12 protein-coding genes are annotated in these 20,253 nt (G+C 75.0%); 11 read left to right on the top strand and 1 reads right to left on the bottom strand.

Translation table 11 applies throughout. From position 1 onward, the window contains the following. Positions 1 to 136: 136 nt before the first annotated feature. Positions 137 to 709, bottom strand: a complete 573-nt coding sequence (locus G7063_RS04940; RefSeq protein WP_166413404.1) for an NADPH-dependent F420 reductase — start codon at positions 707 to 709, stop codon at positions 137 to 139. A 112-nt stretch (positions 710 to 821) separates the two neighbouring features. Between G7063_RS04940 and G7063_RS04945 the strand changes: the two genes are divergently transcribed. From G7063_RS04945 to G7063_RS04995, 11 genes are all read left to right on the top strand, one after another. Next, positions 822 to 1,328, top strand: a complete 507-nt coding sequence (locus tag G7063_RS04945) for a MarR family winged helix-turn-helix transcriptional regulator (protein ID WP_166413405.1) — start codon at positions 822 to 824, stop codon at positions 1,326 to 1,328. Between the two features lie 152 nt (positions 1,329 to 1,480). Further along, positions 1,481 to 2,125, top strand: coding sequence for a CYTH domain-containing protein (locus G7063_RS04950; protein WP_166413406.1), 645 nt, complete (start codon positions 1,481 to 1,483; stop codon positions 2,123 to 2,125). Next, positions 2,122 to 4,032, top strand: a complete 1,911-nt coding sequence (locus G7063_RS04955; RefSeq protein WP_166413407.1) for an ATP-binding protein — start codon at positions 2,122 to 2,124, stop codon at positions 4,030 to 4,032. The genes G7063_RS04950 and G7063_RS04955 overlap by 4 nt, the downstream gene beginning before the upstream one ends. Positions 4,033 to 4,138: 106 nt before the next feature. Then, a complete protein-coding gene (locus tag G7063_RS04960; RefSeq protein WP_166413408.1) occupies positions 4,139 to 7,120 on the top strand; it encodes a DUF4157 domain-containing protein in 2,982 nt (993 codons plus the stop codon). Continuing rightward, complete coding sequence (locus tag G7063_RS04965; RefSeq protein ID WP_166413409.1) at positions 7,117 to 7,593, top strand: hypothetical protein; 477 nt, start codon at positions 7,117 to 7,119, stop codon at positions 7,591 to 7,593. Before G7063_RS04960 ends, G7063_RS04965 begins: the two co-directional genes overlap by 4 nt. Further along, a complete protein-coding gene (locus G7063_RS04970; RefSeq protein WP_166413410.1) occupies positions 7,590 to 8,054 on the top strand; it encodes a septum formation family protein in 465 nt (154 codons plus the stop codon). Before G7063_RS04965 ends, G7063_RS04970 begins: the two co-directional genes overlap by 4 nt. After that, on the top strand, positions 8,054 to 8,443 hold the full coding sequence (locus tag G7063_RS04975; RefSeq protein ID WP_166413411.1) for a DUF4280 domain-containing protein: 390 nt from the start codon (positions 8,054 to 8,056) through the stop codon (positions 8,441 to 8,443). The genes G7063_RS04970 and G7063_RS04975 overlap by 1 nt, the downstream gene beginning before the upstream one ends. 217 nt (positions 8,444 to 8,660) lie before the next feature. Then, positions 8,661 to 9,263: a DUF4255 domain-containing protein gene (locus G7063_RS04980; protein WP_166413412.1), complete on the top strand. Its 603-nt coding sequence runs from the start codon at positions 8,661 to 8,663 to the stop codon at positions 9,261 to 9,263. After that, the gene (locus G7063_RS04985) at positions 9,260 to 11,458 is read left to right on the top strand and encodes a carboxypeptidase-like regulatory domain-containing protein (protein WP_166413413.1); all 2,199 of its coding nucleotides are present in this window, start codon (positions 9,260 to 9,262) and stop codon (positions 11,456 to 11,458) included. The genes G7063_RS04980 and G7063_RS04985 overlap by 4 nt, the downstream gene beginning before the upstream one ends. Then, positions 11,458 to 13,968 (top strand): carboxypeptidase-like regulatory domain-containing protein, encoded by a 2,511-nt coding sequence (locus G7063_RS04990; protein ID WP_166413414.1) that lies wholly within the window; start codon positions 11,458 to 11,460, stop codon positions 13,966 to 13,968. Before G7063_RS04985 ends, G7063_RS04990 begins: the two co-directional genes overlap by 1 nt. After that, complete coding sequence (locus G7063_RS04995) at positions 13,965 to 20,129, top strand: carboxypeptidase regulatory-like domain-containing protein (protein ID WP_166413415.1); 6,165 nt, start codon at positions 13,965 to 13,967, stop codon at positions 20,127 to 20,129. Before G7063_RS04990 ends, G7063_RS04995 begins: the two co-directional genes overlap by 4 nt. The last annotated feature ends 124 nt before the right edge of the window (positions 20,130 to 20,253 follow it).

Raw genomic sequence — 20,253 nt, forward strand, 5'->3', positions numbered from 1 at the left:
GCCGGTCGGATGGGTCGCCGCTGACGCTACGCCACGAGGACCCCGCCGCGGAGCGCGACAGGGTCCTCGTGTGGACGGCCAGGGGAAGCCGTCGGGCTGTGGGCAGGCAGGGGGTCCTGCGCCGCAGCGGCCTGGGTCAGCGGCTGAGGTTGAAGCCGGCCGTCCAGGAGATCTTCTCGGAGACCGCGAGGGTGAGCTGAAGGAAGCCGATCGCCTCGAGCTCGTGGGCGCGGGCGAGCGAGCCGGCGTCGAGCGCGGCGAGGCCGCCGGCCTCGACGGCCGCGACGAGCGTGGCCTTTGCCGCGGCGTCGTCGCCCGCGACGAGGACCGTCGTGGGGGAGCCGCCGACGGTGCCGGACGCGAGGGTTGCGGCGAACGTCGTGTTGAACGCCTTGAGGACGGTGGCGCCCGGGAGGAGCGCGGCGAGCTCGGCGGCGGCCGACGAGCCCGCGGGGACGACGAGCGCGTCGAACGTCGAGAAGTCGAGAGGGTTCGTGAGGTCGACGACGATCTTGCCGTCGAGCTGCGCGCCGAAGCGGGTGGCGATGTCGGCGAGCGCGGGGTAGGGGACCGCGAGGATGACGACGTCGCCCGTAAGTGTGGGGGTCTCCGCGTGGGCGACGGTCTGGACGGCCGCGCCGCCGCGGGCGAGGACACCGCCGATCGCCTGGGCCATGTTGCCGGTGCCGATGATGCTGAAGGTGGTCATGAGGTCCTCCTGGGCCGTCCGGCGGGGAGCCCGTCGGAGATTGGTTTAAGCGACAACCAACAACCTACGCCGCATTGGTTGAAGCGTCAACCTATGCGGTAGGCTGTTTCCCATGACGACCCACGAGCGCACCCCCGACCAGCCCGTCTGGCTCCGCGACGACGAGCTGCGCGCCTGGGTCCGGTTCATCGGCGTCGTCGAGCTCCTGCCCGGCATCCTCGACTCCCAGCTCCAGCGCGACTCCGGCCTCAGCCACTTCGAGTACTACACGCTCGCGATCCTCTCCGAGGCACCCGGCCGCACGCTGCGCATGACCGGCCTCGCCGCGCGCACCAACTCGACCCTCCCGCGCCTCTCGCACGTCGTCACGCGCCTCGAGAAGCGCGGCCTCGTCGCCCGCGCCGAGTGCCCCGAGGACCGCCGCGCCATGAACGCCACGCTCACCGACGACGGCTGGCAGACCGTCGTCGCCGCAGCCCCCGGCCACGCCGCCCAGGTCCGCGATTCCGTCTTCGCGGCGCTCACGCCCCAGGACGTCGCCGACCTCCACCGCCTGAGCGACACGATCCTCGAGCGCATCGACCCCGAGGGCCGCCGCTCCCTCCCGTACGAGGGCTGACAGACCTTCCCCGACGGATCGACGCCTTCCGACCATTCGATGGTCGGAAGGCGTCAATCCGTCCGGAAGCGTGGCCGGATCCCACGGATCCGGGGCTCGCGGTGCTACGTTCGGGCCGGAAACCCCACCGCCCCCGACCCCAGGACCCCGCGATGACCAGCGAGACCGGCTACGGCGACTTCGAGTTCGAGCGACGCTTCTTCGTGCGCACGCTGCCCGACGACGTCCGCGACGACCCCACGCCGACGCTCATCGTCCAGTCCTACTTCCTCGCGGTCGACGGCTACGCGATGCGCCTGCGCGTCCAGGCCGACGGCATCGTCCTCGACCCGACGGCCGACCTCGACGCCGTCGACGTCCTCGACACCTACGCCGACCGCTTCGACTTCTGCGCCCTCACCGTCAAGGGGCCCGAGGCCGGCGGCACCCGCTACGAGGCCGAGCGCGAGATCGACGTCCACGTCGGCGTCGAGATGATGCGCCGCGGCGGCGCCCGCATCGTCAAGAACCGCTACTCCGCCTGGCTCGGCACCGACGGCTGGGTCGTCGACGTCTTCGCGGGCCGCAACCGCGGCCTCGTCATCGCCGAGTGCGAGCGCGGCGCCCCCGTCACCGACCTCACGATCCCCGCGTTCTGCGTCACCGAGGTCACCGGCGATCGCCGCTTCGCCAACGAGACCCTCGCGCACGCCCCGTTCCCCACGTGGCAGCACCGCTTCGCGGCCGAGCTCGCGCAGGACGGGCCTCGCTTCGCGGCCGGCTTCGGCACGAACACGCTCGCGAGCCCGCTCGCGTGAGCACGATCGACCTCGGCACGCCGCTGCGCGACGTCCTCGGCCGGATCGACGAGGCCGTCGCACGCCGCGAGGCCGTCGGATGGGACCACGGCGGAACCGCCCGCACCGTGTGCGACGTCGTGCGTGCCGACCTCGCCGGATCGCCGCTCGCCCACGTCGCCGAGACCCGGCTGCTCCGCCTCGCCCACCGGGTGGGCCTCGACCCCGTCTCCGCCCGCGTGCTCGCCGCCGCGCTCCTGCCCGAGCTCCACCCGCTCGGCCTCCACCTCACCGGGCTCCTCGCGGGCGACGGCGAGCCCGCCCGCCCCACGACGTCGACCGCGCTCGAGATCGCCGGGGCGCCCGCGACCGAGCCCACCGCGCTCGGCCGGCTCTCAGCCTCCGCACCCCTGCGCGCCACCGGGCTCCTCACGCCGCCGGGCGACCACCCGCTGCCCGCCCGACGCGTCGTCGTCCCCGAACGGGTCGCCGACCACCTCCGCGGCGACGACACGCCCGCCCGCCTCGTGCTCGACCTCCTCGAGGAGCCCGTCGCCGTCGCGGTCGACGGCGTCGGCGACGTCATCTCCGCGCTCGAGCGCGACGACCCGCTCGTCTGGGTCGAGTCCGGGCCCGGCGCCACGGGCGCCGCGCTCGCCGCGGCCGCGTGCACCGCGCTCGGGCTCGGCTGCCTCGTCGCCGACCTCGGCCACGCCGACGTCCACCTGCGCCCCGGCGACGTCGCCGGGACCGGAGACGTCGTCGACGCGCTCCTGCTCGAGGCCCTCCTCGCCGGGCAGGTTCTCGTCCTCGTCGGGGCCGAGGCCGCCGCCGCGTCCGTGCCCGCGCTCCTCGCCTCACCCGTCCCCGTCGTCGCCGTCGGCGCGCGCCGCTGGGACGCCCGGTGGGCCACGTGGCTGCCCACGACCGTCGTCGCACCTGTCATGACGACCCCCGAACGCACCGTGCTGTGGCGTCGTCACCTCGACGGCGCGACGCCCGGGCCCACCGTCACCACCCTCCGCCTCGCACCGCAAGACGTCGCGCGCGCCGCCGCTCGCGCCCGCGCGGACGCACCCGGCGCCGACCCTGACGACGCTGCGCTCGGCCGCGCCGTGCGCATGCTCGGCCGCGGCGGCACCGGACGCGGCAGCGGCGCCACGCTCGACGACCTCGTCCTGCCCGAGCACGCCCGCGCCGAGATCGAACGCCTCGTCGCCTGGGGACGGCACCGCGACGACGTCGCCGCGCTCGGCGACATCCACGGCAAGGGCGGCAAGGGCACCGGGGTCGCAGCCCTCTTCTCGGGCAGCCCCGGCACCGGCAAGACGCTCGCGGCGCACGTCGTCGCCGACTCCCTCGGCATGGAGCTCTTCCAGGTCGACCTCTCCGCGATCGTCGACAAGTACGTCGGCGAGACCGAAAAGAACCTCGAGAAGATCTTCGCCGAGGCCGAGCAGCTCAACTGCGTGCTCTTCGTCGACGAGGCCGACGCGCTCTTCGGCAAGCGCTCCTCCGTCGGCGACTCGCGAGACCGCTACGCCAACCAGGAGGTCGCCTACCTCCTGCAGCGGATGGAGGTGTTCGACGGCATCACGGTGCTTGCGACGAACCTCCGCGGCAACCTCGACCCGGCCTTCGCCCGACGCCTGCAGTTCATGGTCCACTTCCCGGACCCCGACGAGGCGACGCGCGTGCGGCTGTGGCAGCACCACCTCGCGCAGCTGCCGACGACCGACCCCGACGACCCCGTCGACGTCGGCATTCTCGCCGCGCGCCTCGAGGTCGCGGGCGGCGACATCCGCAACGTCGTGCTCGCCGCGACGCACGACGCGGTCGCCACCGGGGACGAGGTCGGCATGCGGCACCTCACCGTCGCCGCGGGCCGCGAGCTCGCCAAGCTCGGACGGCGCAGCCCCGGGTTCTGACGCCGCCGACCGCCGCGGCGAAGTTGCGTAGCGACTACCGACGCCCCCGCGGGCGCCGGGCAGGACCATGGTCCTGTCCGACGAACGCCGTGCCCGGGGAGGGGCTATGACCGTCACGCACGACCACGAGCGCGCGTCCGCGACACCGGACGCGCCCGCCGTCGCGGCACCTGAGCACTCCGCCCCCGCCGCGCCGGCTCCCTTGAGCGTCGGTGCGGCCGACGACCAGGCCGAGGCGCGCGCCGACGCCCTCGCCGACACCGTGCTGCGCCGCCTCGCCGGCTCGCGCGACGCCGTGGACGACGACGGCCCGCACGCGCACTCCGCGGGCTGCGGCCACCTGCGTCGTTCGGCGGCGCCCGTCGCAGGCGCGACCGTCGGCTTCGCGGGCGGCGACCTCGACCCCGCGGCGAGCGCCCGCATCGAGGCCCGTCGCGGCAGCGGCCGCGCGCTCGACGCGCCCGTGCGGCGCGAGCTCGAGGGCGCGTTCGGCACGAGCCTCGGCCACGTGCGTGTCCACTCGGACGCTGGGGCGCGCTCGCTCGCCCGAGGGATGTCGGCGACCGCGTTCACCACGGGCAACGACGTGTTCCTCGGGGACGTCGACACCTCGACGACCGAGGGCACGCGCGTGCTCGCGCACGAGATCGCGCACGTCGTGCAGGAGACCGGCACGGGCGTCCGGCGCCTCTTCTCCCGGCTCAAGGCCGCGGTCTTCGGCCCCACCGACCCTGCGAAGGTGCAGGAGAAGCAGGACCTCAAGGACGCGAGGGCCGCGAAGAAGACCGAGGACGCGCACCTCAAGCAGGAGCGGGAGACGAACACCGCAGCGCGCGCCGCCGACAGGGACCGCATCTACGGCACGGGGTCGAACCCGGTCGACCTGGAGACCGCGCAGCAGAGCGTCTCCGACATCAACGCGGAGTTCGCCGAGGCGCTCGCCTCCGAGGCGGACCTCGCCGCAGGCATGGCGCAGCGCGGCATGAACCCCGCCGCGGCCGCCGACGCCGCGTACACCGCGACCTGGCTGCCGGGCGGCACGCACGAGCATCTCGAGCAGTGGGCACCGGCTCGCAAGTCCGAGTCCGAGCGACTTATGGCCCTCATCCGCAAGGCGCGCGCCCACGCATCGGCGTCGGCCGGAGCGTCCGACGACGCCGGGGGTCTCCTCGACCACGACGTCGAGGCGGTCTACGAGCGGGCCGCGGCCGCCGCGGTCGCCGAGGCGCGTGCGGCGCAGCGTGCTCAGGGTGCGTCGGTCGCCGCGCAGGCCGCGGCGCAGGCGTCGGGGCGCCTCGCCGTCCCGCCCGCACCCACGGGTGCTGCGGCCGGTCCGGTGGACGTGCGCGAGCGTGCCGCGAGCCTCACCGAGCAGGAGTGGGCGCTCGCCGTCGAGAAGCTGCGCAAGAAGCGCCCGACCGCCGGCTCGACCCTCGACCTCGAGATGCGCCGACGCGCGATCGTCCGCGCCGAGCGGGAGACACCCGGCGCCCCCCGCGAACGGCTCGTCACCACGGACAACGTCGACTCGACCGTCGACACCGCGGCCGGCGCCCTCGAGACAGCCGCCGGGCTCAGCGCGCTCACCGACTCCTCGAAGTCCAAGGGCGAACGCGCCCAGGGCCTCGCGCCGCTCGGGACCGCCGACTTCGTCGAGAAGATCGGGGAGGTCCAGAAGCGCAAGAAGGACAACCTCGCGACGGACAAGCAGTGGGACGACGCCCAGGAGGACCCCTCGAAGCAGGAGGCCGCGACCGAGGTCTTCGGCGACGCGCTCTCGATCGTCTCCGGGCTCAAGAACGCCGTCGTCAACCTCAAGCGGCTCGTCGAGTCCGCGAAGAAGATGCACACCGACGGGGTGAGCTCCGCCGAGATGCTCACGGGCGTCAAGGCCGGGGCCGACGCGCTCGGTGCGCTGAGCGCGACCGCGACGAGCACCGCGAAGTTCGCCGCGGGCGTCGCCGACAAGGTCGGCGACAACGTCGCCAAGGTCGTCCCGGGCCTCAACATCGTCACGACGGTCTTCGGCGTCGTCTCGGCGGTCACCGACGTCGTCACCGCGTCGCGCACCTTCAACTCGACGAAGGAGAACCTCACCCAGGCCTACCTGCGCGGCAAGAACGCCCAGGGCGCCGACGTCATGGTGAGGCCGCTCCTGCGCGTCGCGCAGTCGACGACGATCAACCTCGAGAAGGCCTCGTGGAGCGCGGGCAAGGCCGTCGGCGACCTCGGCGTCGCCATCGCGACCGTCGCGACCGCGGGCGGTTTCGGCATCCCGTCGGCCGTCGGCGCCGGCATGTCCGTCATCGACGCGCTCCACGACGTCGGGCACACCATCGCCAACGAGATCCTGCGGGGGCTCGAGCGCAGCGCGATCCGCGAGGAGACCGGGCGGCTCGAGGGGTCCGCGGAGAAGCTCCTCCAGCGCAGCCCCGCGACGGCCGTCGACGGCATCATCGTGCGCGCTGCGGGCGGCGACGCGATCGCCCTCTCCTTCCTCTCCGGCTACGAGGTCGACGGCGCTCCCGTCGACGCCGCGATGCTCCGCGGCGTCTCGACGTCGGGCGACGACGCACCCTCGGGCGACGACACGCTGCTGCGCGTGCGGGAGGCGGTGCTCGGCGAGCTCGACGAGGACGCCGACCCGTCGCACATCTTCGCGCGCTACGCGAAGACCGTCACCGGCGCCGGGTCCTCTGTCCTCGAGCGGTTCCGCGACACCGGACGCATGGCGCAGCAGAAGAACACGATGGACGCCGACGCCGCCGCCCAGGGCGGCCCCGCGGGCAAGGACCGTGGCATCCTGTGGCGCTTCGGCCAGATGTTCGCCCGCAGCGACACCCACGAGCGGCGGATGGAACGGACTGGACAGCGCTTCGAGGAGCACCGCCCCGGGCGCGTCGGCCCCGTGGAGATCCCCGCCGGGGCGACGCCCCAGCAGGTCCTCGACGTCCTCAAGAGCTCGACCGACGGCGAGCTCCGCGCCGCGCTCAACGACCCGAGCAACCCTGCTACCGTGCGCGAGGCGGTGCTCCTCTACCTGGCCGAGCAGGCCAAGAACGCCGCGACCACCGGAGGACAGTCGTGACCGACCAGCCCCAGCTCGCGAGCGACCTCGCGCACCGCGTCCACGCCGCGCTCGCGGCCGTCGGCGTCGAGCACGACATCGACTGGGGGCCCGAGACGCTCACCGTCGGCGACGTCGTCGGCGTCATCACGCAGCGCCGACCCGGCGTGACGTTCTACGCCGTCGCCGAGGATCTCGTGCCGGACGACGCCCGCGACCGGGTCGCGCTCGCCGCGACCCGGATGAACTCGCGCCTCGCCGCGAGCACGGTCGAGCTCGATGTCGACCGCGGCCTCCTCTCGGTGCGCGCCGCCGTGTCGCTCGGCGCGCCCGGGGGCGCGATCCTCGAGCTGCTCCCCGAGGACCTCGGGGCGCTCCTCGCCACGGCCGCCGACGAGGTCCGGACGACGTGGTCGCAGGTCGCGGAGCCCCTCAAGGCCGTCGTCGACGGACGCGAGGAGCCGGAGGCGGCCGCGCGGGTGCTCGACGCATGAGGTGCCCGGCGCCACTCGTCGGCGGGTCCGTCCTCGCACTCACCCTCACCCTCGCTGCGTGCACGTCGGACGGTGACGCCGCCCCGAACGTCACGGACGTCGCCGTGGGCGACTGCCTGCGCGCGCCCGCGGAGGTCACGGCCGAGGTCGAGACCGTCGTACGCGTCGCGTGCACCGAGCCTCACGAGCAGGAGGCGTACGCCACCGTGCCCGTCGTCGACGAGGCGGGCGCCGCGATCGACACGTTCCCGGGCGACGCGTGGCTCAAGTCATTCTCCGACGGCGTGTGCGCCGCCGCGTTCGAGGGCTACGTCGGCGTCGACTACCGCGACTCCGACCTCTTCTTCACCTACCTGCAGCCCAACGCGCGCGGCTGGGGCGAGGGCGACCGCGAGGTGCTGTGCCTCGTGACGACGACCGGGGAGAAGCTCACGGCCTCCGTCAAGGGCTCGGCCGCGTAGTGGGCCGCCCGCAGGTCGCGGCGACCGCGATGCTCATGTGCTCGTTCGGCGCCGCGCCGTCGACGCTCAACGTCCTGCCGACCGCACGCGTCCTCGTCGAGGGACGGCCAGCCGCGGTGATGACGGACGCGGCACCCGTCGTCAACGTGCCGCCGTTCGGCATGTGCACGTCGCTCGCCAACCCGACCGTCGCCGCGGCGACCGCGGCCGCGCTCGGCGTCCTCACGCCCATGCCGTGCGTGCCCGCGACGACGCCCTGGGTCGGCGGCTCGACGTCCGTGCTCGTGGGAGGGCGGCCCGCTCTCGTCCAGGGGTCGACGTGCCAGTGCGCGTTCGGCGGCGTCGTCCAGGTCGTCGTGCCGGGCACGACGACGACCCTCACGGGCTGATCCGTCGGGAAGGTGCCGGGCGCTGCGTGCGTGTTCCGTAGCGATTACCGATGACCGTCCTGGGACCTCGGTCCTACCGTCGATCATCCGGTCCGCGCGGCGCGGCGCGACGTCGTGCCCGCACCCGGCACTGCCGTGGCACCCGCCGCGGCAGGCTCGCGTAACCGCACGCACCACAAGCCCGCCTCGGCGGGACACGACCTCGGGAGGAGGGACCGTGCTCGTCCCCGACGTCGACCGCGCCCTCGAGGCGCTCCTGCGCCGCACGCTCCCGCTCGCCGACCACGAGGGCGACATCTCGTTCGACACCCCGACGTCGACGTGGTCGGCGCAGGTCAACCGCCTCACGGTCAACCTCTTCCTCCACCAGGTGGCGCGCAGCCCGCAGCCGCCGCGTCCCGCGCAGCAGCGGCCCGGACCGGACGGACGCCTCGAGCGCCGACCGCCCCAGCCGCTCGTCGAGCTCTCCTACCTCGTCTCTGCGTGGGCCGGCTCCGTGCGCGACGAGCACCAGCTGCTCGGCGAGGCGCTCACGCGCCTGCTCGGATCCCAGGCCCTGCCGGCGTGGGCCGTGCCCGACACGCTCACGTCGTCGGTGCAGGTCGCGGTCCGCACGGACGACGCGCACCGGCCGCGCGACCTGTGGGGCACGCTCGGCAGCCAGGTCAAGGCGTCGTTCGGCATCGTCGTCACCGTCGTCGCGGACGTCCACGACTGGGAGCTCGCGCCGCCGCAGGTCACGGGCGTGGAGGCCGCGACGAGCGTGCTGCCACGCACGGGCACCGCCGGCGCAGGCAGCGTCGGAGGCTCCGGCCGATGAGGGTGCTGAGCCCGCTCACCCGCGTCGACGTCTCCGCCGAGGGGACCGCGCGCATCCCGCTCACGGTCGTCAACACGACCGGCGTCATCGACTCGTTCTCCGCCCGTGTCGTCGGCCTGCCCGAGGACACGGTGACGTGCACGTCGGACGCCGTCGGGCTGTTCCCCGAGGCGTCGGCGGACCTCGTGCTCGCGCTCGACCTGCCCGGCAGCTTCCCCGCGGGCTCGCACCTCGTCACGGTCCTCGTGCAGTCGGCGAGCGGCGCGCCCGTCGCGCAGCACGACCTCGAGGTCGTCGTGCCCGAGGCGGCGGGGCTCGCGCTGCGCGCCGCGCCCTCGCGCGTGCGGGCGCGACGCGAGGCGACGTTCGACGTCGAGGTCCTCGCGACGGGCAACGTCGCCGTCGACGTCGCGCTGCGAGCGAGGGACACGGAGCGGACGCTGCGCTGCGAGCCGACGCCGTCGACGCTGTCCGTGCCCGCGGGTGGCACACGGACGACCCGCGTGCGCGTGCGCGCGCCTCTTGCGTGGACCGGGTCCGACCAGGACCTTGCGGTGCGGCTCGAGGCGACCGCGGGCGACCTCACGGACGAGATCGACCTCGTCCTGCGGCGTCGGCCCGTGCTGTCGCGCGGCCTGCTCACCATCCTCACGCTCGCGCTCATCATCACGCTGTGGGCCGTCGTCCTGCTCCTCGGCATCCGGGGAGCGCTCGGCGCGGACCCCGTGACGCGCGTCGCGCCCGCGTCGTACTTCGCGGCGACCGCGGTCGACGGTGCAGCGTCCGGCGGGGACGGGACGCCCGGTGCGGCCCCCGAGGGGGCGCTGCCCAAGGAGGGGCAGGTGCCCGCGGGGGTCGGCGGGACGCTCACGGGCCGCGTGACGTCAGAGATCTCCGGGGAGGGCGTCGGGCGACTCACGGTCGAGGCCGTGCGGCGCGCGCCCGAGGGCCTCGTGACGATCGCGTCGTCCGCGACGCAGGACGACGGCACGTACGCGATCGGCGGACTCTTCCCCGGCGAGTACCTGCTCAAGGTCGGGGCGGACGGCTACGAGACAACCTGGTACGCGACGGGAGACGAGCCGTGGACCCCCGTCCGCGCGACCAGCCGCGACGCGACGAGCGACGTCGACGTCACGGTCGTCGGGGACCCCGCGACCCTTCACGGCCGCGTCGACACGGGCGCGATCGCGGACGGCGCAGCCGTCGACGTCACGGTGACCGTCCGCGCGGCGTGGTCCGACGACGTGCCCGCGCGCACGGTCGAGGTCGGCGCCGACGGAGCATGGAGCGTCGCAGACCTGCCCGCCCCGGGCACGTACGAGATCACCGCGGCCGCCGAGGGCTACCAGCCGGCGACGACGCGCGAGAAGGTCGCGGGCGGCCAGTCGCGCTTCGTCGCGGACCTGCGCCTCGGCACGACGCCCGGGCAGGTCTCGGGCACCGTGACGGCCGGCGGTCGCCCCCTCGGCGCCGTCACCGTGACGACGTCAGTCGGCGGCCGCGACGTCACCGTCGGCACACCGACGCTCGGCCAGGTGGGCCGCTTCGTCCTGCCGGGCCTTCCGACGCCCGGCACGTACCTCCTGACGTTCACGCGCGAGGGCTTCGGCTCGGCGAGCGTCGTCGTCGACCTCGCCGCCGGCGAGGTGCGCGGCGACGTCGCCGTCGAGCTCGTCGACGGCGCCGGGTCCGTCACGGGCCGCGTGCTGGGACCCGACGGCAAGGGCGTCGGCGGTGCGACCGTCGTCGTCGCCGGGGGCGCCACGCCGCTCACCGTCACGACCCTCACGTCGGGCGACGTCGGAGCGTTCACCGTGAGCGGCCTCGCTACGCCGGGCGCGTACACGCTCGCCGTGACGGCCGCCGGCCTCGCGGCGGCGTCCGTGCCCGTCGACCTCGATGCGACGGGCCTCGTCACGGGCCTCGAGGTGCGCCTCGGCGCCGCGACCGGCGACGTCCGCGGCACGGTCAAGGACCCCGGCGGCACGCCGCTCGCGGGCGCGCGCGTCGTCCTCACCGACGGCCTTACCGAGCGCGAGGCCGTGACGACCGACACCGGCGCCTACGTCTTCCCGGGTCTAGCACCCGGCACCTACACCGTCACGGCGACCGCGGCCGACGGTCGCACCGCCACCGGTCTCGCCCGCGTCACCGCGGGCGGCACCGCCCGAAGCAACCTCCGGACCAGCTGATGCGCGCAGAGCTCTCCCCGCCCGTCCTCGACGCCGTGCCCGGCTCGCCCGCGCACCTCGCGGTCGTCGTGACGAACACGAGCGACGTCATCGCCGCGTACGAGGTGCGCGTCCTCGGCGTCGACCCGCGCTGGGTCGAGATCGACGGGGAGCCGCGGCTCTTCCCGGGCACGACCGGCACCGTGCGCGTCGCGCTCACGCTGCCCGTGGGGGTCGCGGCGGGAGCGCGGCGGCTCGCGGTGCAGGTGCGGGCGACGACGACGGGCGACGACGTCGAGATCTGCGACCTCACCGTCCACGTGCCCGCGACGCCCGGCCTGCGCGTGCGGCTCGACCCGACGACAGTCACGGCCGGGCGCCGTGGCGTCCTCTCGGTCGAGGTCGCCAACGAGGGCAACACGCGGCTCACGGGACGCCTCCACGGCGTCGACCCCGAGGCTGCGACGGCGTTCCTCGCCGACCCGGGCAGCTTCGACCTCGCACCCGGCGAGCACCTCGCGGGGCGTGTCGAGCTGCGCGCCAAGCGCCCCTGGTTCGGCACGCCCGTCGTGCGGCAGGTCGAGGTGCACGCGAGCGACGACCTCGCGGCGATGGCGCCCGAGCCCGGCTCGCGCCCGCTCGCGATCGGCGCGTTCGTCCAGCGGCCGCGCTTCTCGCGCGGTCTCATGTCGATGCTCGGCCTGCTCGCCGCGGTCACGGTCTTCGCGGTCGTCGTCTCGGTGGGGCTCGGCTCGGTTCTCGCGCGCTCGCAGGCGGACCGCGACCTCGCGCTCGAGGTTGCGCGCTCGCGCGACCGCGCGGTGACCGCGGCGGGGGCGGGGACGGTCGCCGGAACGGTCCTGCAGCCCGACGGTGCTGCCGTCGCAGGAGTGTCGGTCGACGTCACGGCGGCGGACGACGCGACCGTCGTCGTCGCGTCGACCGCGTCCGACGCGGCCGGCGCCTTCCGGGTGGGTGGCCTCGCTGCGGGCGACTACAAGGTGCGGCTGCGCGGCGCGGGCTACGCCGAGGTCTGGTACCCGGCGGCGCTGTCCGACGCGGACGCGGAGCCGGTCGCGGTGCGCGGCGGCCAGACCGTCGACGGCCTCACCGTCATGCTCGGCGGCACGCCCGCGACGATCGCGGGAACCGTCGAGGGCGAGGACGTCGCGGGGGCGCGCGTCGAGCTCCAGGTGCCGCTCGACGTCCTCGCGGCCGACGGCGGCCCCGTCGCGCAGGCACCCGGGGCCGGCGACGGCGCGGTGCTGAGGACGTCGGTCGCGGGCGCGGACGGCACATTCCTCCTCACGTCGGTGCCCTCGCCGGGCGTGTACGACCTCGTCGTCACGAAGGAAGGCTTCTCCGCGCAGGTCCACCGGCTCGACGTCGGTGCGGGCGAGGACCGCGAGGGCGTCGAGATCGACCTGCGCACGGGCGACGGCACGATCACGGGCGTCGTCTCGTCGGCCGACGGGCCCGTCGCGGGCGCGACCGTCGTCGCGACGTGGGGCTCGACCGTCGTGCGGACCCTCACGCAGACCGAGGGGGAGGACGCGGGTACGTTCACGCTGCGCGACCTGCCGACGCCGGCGACGTTCACCGTGCAGGTCTCCGCGCCGGGCCTCGCGCCCGAGACGCTCGCGCTCGACCTCGCGCGTGGGCAGCAGCTCGAGGGCGTCGCGGTCTCGCTCGGCCTCGCGTCGGGCAGCATCGACGGCCTCGTCACCGTGCCCGCGGGCTCGAACGCGGGCGGCGTGCTCGTCACGGTGACCGACGGCGCCGTGACCCGGCAGACCGTGACGACGACCGAGCCCGTGGGAGCGTGGCGCGTCGCGGGCCTGCCCGTGCCCTCGACGTACACGGTGACGCTCACGCGCGCCGACCTCGGCACGCAGGTCGTCTCCGTGAGCCTCGACGCGACGGGCGCCGTGCGCGTCGGCGGAACGGCGACGCGACGCGTGACGACGCCCATGCGTGGCGCGCGCGGCACCCTCACGGGCGTCGTGCAGCAGAAGGACCTCACCGGAACGGCGACGCGCGTCGGCGGCGTCACGGTGACGCTCACCTCAGGGGCGACGACCCTGCGCGTGCGCACCGCGACGACGCAGGCGGACCTCGGCCGCTACGTCGTCGAGAACCTCGAGCCCGGCACCTGGTCCGTGACCTTCGAGCGGCGCGGCACGCGCCCCGTCTCGACGACCGTGACGGTCGGCGCCGGCACCGCCTCGACGTTCGACCCCGTGCTCGTCGCCCCCGCATCGCTCGCGGGCACCGTGACCCAGGGCGGGACACCGCTCGCGGGCGTCACGGTGCGCCTGTGGACGGCCGCCGCGTACGGCACGGGCGCATCGCCCACCGCGACGACGACGACCGACGGCGCGGGCGCGTTCACCTTCGAGGACGTCGACGCACCGGCGTCCTACGTCGTCGAGATCCTCTCGGGCCAGGGCTCCGTGCTCGGGGCCTCGAAGGTCGTCACCGTCACCCAGTCGCAGGCGGCGAAGGTCGCCGTCACCGTGGAGGCACCGTGAGCACCGTCGTCCCCGGCACGTCCTGCACGGTCCTCGTCGCAGGCGACGCGCACGCGCCCGCAGGGCGTCCCGCGACGCTCGCGGTCCACGTGCGCTCGACGGCCGACGTCCCGCTCGACGTCACCGTCCACGTGCGCGGGCTCGACGACGGCTGGTCGCCCGCGCCCGGTGTCCTCGCGGGGCTCAAGCCCGACGCGACGGGCACCGTCGAGCTCGTCGTCGTGGCGCCCGCGGGCGCGATGGCCGGGGAGTACGCGTGCGCCGTCGTTGTCGAGACGGCGCCGGCGGGCGTCCGCGCGACCCCGCAGCAGACGGTCGCGCCCGCGACCGTGACGGTCGACGCACCGAGCCGCGTCGTCCTCGCGGTCGAGCCCGCCGAGGCGCGTGCGCGGCTCTCGCGCCGCGTGGCCGTCGTCCTGTCGAACACGGGCGAGGACCCCGTCGAGCTCGAGCTCGCGACGCGGTCCGACCGCGGCCTGCACGTCGACGTGCCGCGGCACGTGCGCGTCCCGGCGCGCTCGACGACGCGCGTCACGGCACGCGCCCGCATCCTGCGCCCGTCCTGGGTGGGGCACCGCGACCGGCGCGGCTACGAGATCTTCGCGCACGGGTCGCAGGCGCCCGCGACGTTCCGCGGCGGCGTCACCGCCATGCCGTTCGTCACGGCGTCGATGACGCGGGCGCTCGCGCTCGTCCTCGTCGTCGCGCTGTGGCTCGGCGGGCTCGTCGTCGCCGTGCCGCGCATCCGCGACGCGGTCGGGGAGCGGACGTCGCCGACGCCCGTCGCGACCGCGGTGCCCGGCACCCCAGGGACGCCGGGCGATCCGCAGGCACCCGACGAAGACCCCGGCACGGGGTCCGACGACCCCGGGGAGACGCCGTCCGAGCTCGCGGGCACCGTGCGTGCCGCGGGCCTCGTGACGTCCGACGCTCCCGGCGGCGTCACGGTGCGGCTCACGCCCTACCAGGGCGCGACCGGAGGTCCGGCGGAGGACGACGGCACCACGACGACGGCCTCCGGGGTCGTCGCCGGCCAGACGCAGGACGACGATGGGACGACGGCGACGGCGGACGGCGGACCAAGCGCCCCCGGCACGTCAGCGTCGTCGTTCGCGGCCGTGGCCCGCGTCCTCGCCACGGCCCTGCCCGGCGTCCGCGCCGCCGACGTCGCCCGCGCGACCGCAGTCCGAGCGACCGCAGCCCGCGCGACCGGCACGACCGACTCGCGTGCCGTGACCCGCACGCCCGCGGGCGCGCTCGTCCCCGAGACCACCTCGCTCGCGCGCGAGCGCTCGACGCGCACGCTCGACGACGGCACGTGGGCCGTCGCGGGCCTCGTGCCCACCGCGACGTACCTCGTCGAGATGTCGAAGCCCGGCTACCAGACCGTCCGCCGCGTCGTCACAGGCGTCGAGGCCGCGGCCGGCCTCGACGCCGAGCTCCACGCGGGTGCCGGCCGCCTCTCGGGCACCGTGCGCGGTCCCGGCGGTGCCGTGGGCGGCGCGACAGTGACGATCACCGACGGCACGTCGACCGTCACGACGTCGACCCGCACGCGCGGCGACGTCGGCGCGTGGGAGGTCGACGGTCTCTCGACGCCGTCGACGTTCCTCGTCACCGTGACCGCGGACGGCCTCGGCACGGCGTCGCGCCTCGTGACGCTCGGTGCGTCGGGCGCCGCGACCGCGAGCATGAGCCTCGTCCACGGCGAAGGCTCGCTCGCCGGGAGCGTCACGGGGCCCGACGGCCTCGGCGCCCTCGGACCCGTCGGCGGCGCGACCGTCGTCGTGCGCGGCGAGGGCGTCGAACGCACCGTGACGACCGCGACCGCAGGCCGCCCCGGCACGTACGTCGTCGACGGCCTGCCGGTGCCGGGGGAGTACACGCTCGAGGTCTCCGCGCCAGGTCACACGTCCGTGACGCTCCGCGCGAAGCTGCGCACGGGCCGTGCGACGACGCGCGACGTGCGCCTGCCCGCGTCGGGCGCCGCCGTCCAGGGGACGGTCGTCGCGCCCGACGGCTCGGGCCTCGGCGGCGTCGGGCTCACGCTCACCGGCTCCGAGAACACCTACCGGACGATGTCGTCGACCGAGGGCACCGGCGCGTTCCGCGTCGGCGGCATGGAGCCCGGCACGTACGTCGTCACCGCCGAGTCCTTCGGGCGCGCGACCGCACGCACCGAGGTCGAGGTCGGCCCGGGAGGGACGGCGAGCGTGCGCCTCACGCTCGCCGAGTCCGACGCCGGGGGCGTGACCACGGACGCGCGCGTGCGCGGCCGCGCGGTCGACGCGCGGACGAACGGCCAGATCACGTGCTCGGCCACCGTCGCCGAGGAGTGCCTCGTCACCGCGACCATCACGACGACGAACCCCGACGGCACCCCCCGCACGGTGCGCGTGACCACCGCCCCCGACCTCGAGTACACGATCCCCGCGGCCGACGAGCCCGGCCTGGCGCCCGGCCTCTACACCGTGACCCTCTCAGCGCCCGGGTACGAGCCCGGAACGGTGCGCGTCGAGGTGCCCATGGGACGCACGGTTACCGCGACGAACGTCGCGCTCTACCCGTCGCCGTCCGTCGTCGGCACCGTGCAGGCCCGCGTCGGGTCCGTGCCCGCCGGCACGTGCGTCGTCGTGTCCCCGACGGGCACGCCGCTGCCCGACGGCACCACCTGCACCGTCGGTGCGGCGAGCGACGGCACCCCGACGTGCACCGTCGCCGCGCCGCACCGCTGCGCGGGCACCGGCACGAACGGCGCCTACCAGGTCGAGCGGCTGCGCGCGGGCGGGTACACCGTCACCGTCCTGCCCGGCGACCCCGAGTACCTCTACCCGGTCGCAGCGACCGAGCTCACGCTCGTCGCAGGCCAGGTCGCACGCTTCGACGCGACCCTCGAGCGGCTCGGACGCGTCGCCGTGACGGCGCTCGTCGACGTCGGCGGCTCGGGCCTCGACCCGCTGCCCGGCGCGCTCGTCACCCCCGTCGCGACCGACGGTCGACGCGGCACGACGGTCACCGCCGGCCCGAGCGGTGCCGCCCTCCTCACCCATCTTGCGGCCGGCACCTACACGGTCGAGGTCGTCGCGCCCGACACGGGCGCGTCCGCGCGAGCGACGGGCGTCGAGGTCGCGCTCAACCAGGAGGCCGCGCGTCCCGTCGTCGTCGCGTCGAGCGCGACCCGCTTCTCCGGGCGGGTCGTGACCTTCCTCGACGGCTCCCTGCCGACCGGCCTCGGCGGCCGCACGGTCACCGTCACGGGCATCGTCGGCTACGACGGCGTCACAGCGGTGCGCGGCTCCGCGACAGGGACGACGCAGGCCGACGGGACCTTCGACGTCGGCACCGACCCGGCCGGCTCGCCGCTCGAACGGCTCGTCCTCGTCTCGTCGAAGTTCGACGTCGTCGTCGACGGGGACACCGTCTACGAGGGCGCACGGCTCACCGGCACGACCGTGGACACGAACGGCACCGTGACGCTCACGCTCGACCCCGTCGCGCGAGACTTCGACGGCGTCGTTGCCTTCACGGGGGCGACCGGCGCCGACCTCGTCAACCTCGCCGAGAACGTCACGTACACGGTGACGTCGTTCCCGGCGGGCACGTCCGTGCACGCGCCTCAGGTGCGAGACGGCGCTGTGGCAGACCCCTCGGGCTCCGTCCCCCTCGTGTGGGGCGACACCGCTCTCGGCGCGCCCGCCACGGGCACGGGCGGTCTCGTGCGGCCGGGACGCTACGTCGTCGAGGCGAGCCTGCCGGGCTTCACGTCGGCACGCGTCACGTACAACGTGCCGGTCGTCGGCTCGGGTGCGGTGCCGCGGCTCGTCGTCGGGCTCGCGAAGCACGGCGTGCTCGCCGTGCGCGTCGTCGACGCGGCCGACGGGGCCGACGTGCCCGGTGCGACGATGACGCTCACGCTCGGCGGCGTGACGACCACCCGTACGGCCGACGGGACGGCGGCGGTGTCGTTCGGCACGGTCGCCCCCGGGACCTACGACGTGGCAGTGAAGGCCGCCGGATACCGCTTCGTCACAGGCGCCGAGGTCGTCGTGGTCGCGGGCGCGACCCTCGCCGGTGCCGTCGCCGTCGAGGTCACCCGGATGGGGACGATCAGCGGGAAGGTGACGCTCGACGAGGCCGGGACCGAACGCGCGGCCGAGGGCGTCGAGGTCGTCGCGTCGAGGGGCAGCACGATCTTCCGGACGCGCACCGGCCCCGGCGGCACGTACGAGATCACGGGCAGCGCGGACGTCGAGGGTCTTGCGGCCGGCCCCTGGACCGTGCAGGCAAAGCTCGCTGGGTACGTCGACGCGTCGCGCCCCGCCTCAGTCGGCGCCAACCCGGGGGCGGTGGCGGCCGATCAGAACCTTGTGCTGGTCCTCGCGAAGGTCGACGTGACGATCGAGCTCGTCGACGTCGACGGCCTCGGCATCGATCTCGGCCGGGTGAACGTCCGCCCCGTGAGCTCAGCCGTGCTGCCGCCGACGTGCGTGCCGACCGGGACGGGCACGTGCCCCGACGGGCTACGGGTCTTCAAGGACGTTCACCCGCTGCCCATGAACCTCCTCGTGACGACGGACGGCGGCACGAGCCTCACCGTGCAGATCGTCCCCGTGGTCGGTGGCACGCAGCCGACCATCCTCGTGCCGGTGACAGGACGCAAGAACACTGTGCGCGTCAACGTGCAGGGTCAGGCCGGCGGGAGCGCACCCGTCGCGGTGAGCGACGCGACCGTGTCGCTCCTCGCGGGGGCGACGACGGTCGCCACCCAGCCCGGCGAGAACGACGGCGCGGGCGTCTACGTGCTCGACAGCATCGACGCCGGCTCGTACACGGTCGAGGTCGCCGCGCCGGGATACGCACCCGCGACGCGCAGCGTGTCGGTCACGGGTGGACAGACGGTGTCGGTCGACGTCGTCCTCTCGACGACGCCGCGGCAGGTGACGCTCGTGCTCACGTCGGTACGCGGCGGCGACCTCACGGGCGCGGTCGTGGAGATGCGTCCCGCTGGCGGCGGCTCGTCCGACGAGCGACTGCCGCTCGGGGCGCAGCCCGTGACGCGGCTCGGCGGGGACACGTACGGGACGACGTTCGCCCAGGTGCCGCCGGGCGAGTGGCTCATGGTCGTCTCGGGGCCGACGGGGCACCTGTGGACGATCACGCACACTGTCCTCGGGACCGGCGGCGACGACGTCGCGATCTCGGTCGACGAGGTCCGCGTGCGTGCGCTCGTCGACGCGTCCGCGGAGTTCGCCGCCGAGGGCGGGACGACAGTCCCCGTGACGGTCGCGCCGGCGTCAGGCGCCGAGCCGGGCGGGTTCACGGGAGCGACCCTCACCGTCGTCCCCGGCGCGGGGCACGAGGAGCTGTGGCTGCTCGCCGACGCGGGCGGGTACACACTCACGGCAACGGTGCCCGCGGCGATGCCGTGGCGGGTCGTCGGGACCCCTGCTACCGGCACGGGAGACGTCGTCCTCCACGGGACGCTGGAGCCCGAGCAGCAGCAGGTGAGCGTCACTGCGACGAACGCCACCGTTTCGCTCGACGCCCCGACATCGACGCTCACCGTGACCGTCGCCGCACCGAAGAACAACCCGAGCCCCAGGGGCACGGTCCTCGTCACGCTCGTCTCAGGCGCGACGCGCGTGCCTCTGCCCGCCGCGACGCTCGCGGCGAACAACGGCACCGCGACCGTGACGGTTGACCGCGCGACGCCGGGGCTCGCCCCGGGGACCTGGCAGGTCGAGGTCGCCTACACGTCGTCCAGCACCGCCCGATGGGCGAACCGGACGTCGCTCGCCCCCGGGGCGACCGTCACCGCGACCGCCACGGCCGGGACGCTCTCGGCACCCGCCCCGACCGGGGGCTGGGTGCGGGGAGCGACGTTCACCGTGTCCTCGACGCGCGGAGCCGCCGTCGCGCTGACGAACGCGACGTGCGCCGTGGGCGGCGGCGCCGAGACGGCGAGCGTGACGATCGCTGCCGGGGGATCGGCGACGTGCACGGTCGCGGCGACGCCGGCGACCGAGTTCACGGTGAGGCTCACGGCGTCGTCGCTCCCGGTGAACGCGGGGTGGGAGACGTGGACGTCCTGGCAGAGCGCTGCCCTCGGCACGGTCGCGGCGCTCCCCCCGGACCCGGACCCCAACCCGGTCGGGCCCTGACAGATTCCCCAAACGACTCGTAGGTCTCCAGCACCATCGAACGGTGCTGGAGACCTACGGGTCGAGCTGTCGTGTGCGACTCGTAGCGCCTTTGCACACCCGGGAGTGTGCAGAAGCGCTACGA

Source organism: Sanguibacter sp. HDW7, from assembly GCF_011300875.1.
Taxonomy (GTDB): Bacteria; Actinomycetota; Actinomycetes; order Actinomycetales; family Cellulomonadaceae; genus Flavimobilis.

Excerpts from the sequence above, each read along its gene's own strand:
- G7063_RS04945 (WP_166413405.1), top strand. The coding sequence starts at position 822 with ATGACGACCCACGAGCGCACCCCCGACCAGCCCGTCTGGCTCCGCGAC.
- G7063_RS04970 (WP_166413410.1), top strand. The coding sequence starts at position 7,590 with ATGAGGTGCCCGGCGCCACTCGTCGGCGGGTCCGTCCTCGCACTCACC.
- G7063_RS04960 (WP_166413408.1), top strand. The coding sequence starts at position 4,139 with ATGACCGTCACGCACGACCACGAGCGCGCGTCCGCGACACCGGACGCG.
- G7063_RS04940 (WP_166413404.1), bottom strand. The coding sequence starts at position 709 with ATGACCACCTTCAGCATCATCGGCACCGGCAACATGGCCCAGGCGATC.
- G7063_RS04950 (WP_166413406.1), top strand. The coding sequence starts at position 1,481 with ATGACCAGCGAGACCGGCTACGGCGACTTCGAGTTCGAGCGACGCTTC.
- G7063_RS04985 (WP_166413413.1), top strand. The coding sequence starts at position 9,260 with ATGAGGGTGCTGAGCCCGCTCACCCGCGTCGACGTCTCCGCCGAGGGG.
- G7063_RS04990 (WP_166413414.1), top strand. The coding sequence starts at position 11,458 with ATGCGCGCAGAGCTCTCCCCGCCCGTCCTCGACGCCGTGCCCGGCTCG.